The following is a 482-nucleotide window of genomic DNA, read 5'->3' as shown; positions in this document are numbered from 1 at the left end:
TTCCAATTTATTATGAAGGAAATAAAAAGATGAATGTAACAATAAAAGATATTGCAAAATTGGCTAATGTATCAATATCAACAGTATCAAGAGTTTTAAATAATGATGATACTTTAAAAGTAAGTAATGAAACTAGAAAAAGAATATTAGATATTGTTGAAGAACAAAAATATATAAAAAAGAAGTATAAAACTCAAAGAAGTAGATATAAAGTAGGCTTAATAAGAATATATAATGAAGAATTTGAAATGGAAGATGTATATTATATTACTTTAAGAAGAAATTTAGAAAATTTACTAAATGCTGAAAATATTAAATATTCCATATATGATTTGAAAAAATATTCTAAAGAAAATATAGTTGATCTGAAAATGTGTGATTGTCTTATAACAATAGGTGGAACAAATAAAATTGAAATTGAAAAATTATATAATATTAATAATCAGATTATATGTGTTGATTCAGATTTTAATTTTGATGGT

At 20.1% G+C, this 482-nt stretch carries 1 protein-coding gene; it reads left to right on the top strand.

All coding sequences use genetic code 11. From position 1 onward, the window contains the following. Positions 1-29 precede the first annotated feature (29 nt). Positions 30-482, top strand: a 453-nt coding sequence (locus tag AWT72_RS08840) for a LacI family DNA-binding transcriptional regulator (RefSeq protein WP_156413158.1), incomplete at its 3' end; no start/stop codon positions are given.

The organism is Oceanivirga salmonicida (assembly GCF_001517915.1).
Classification (GTDB): Bacteria; Fusobacteriota; Fusobacteriia; order Fusobacteriales; family Leptotrichiaceae; genus Oceanivirga; species Oceanivirga salmonicida.
This window is presented reverse-complemented; position numbering and strand designations above follow the sequence as displayed.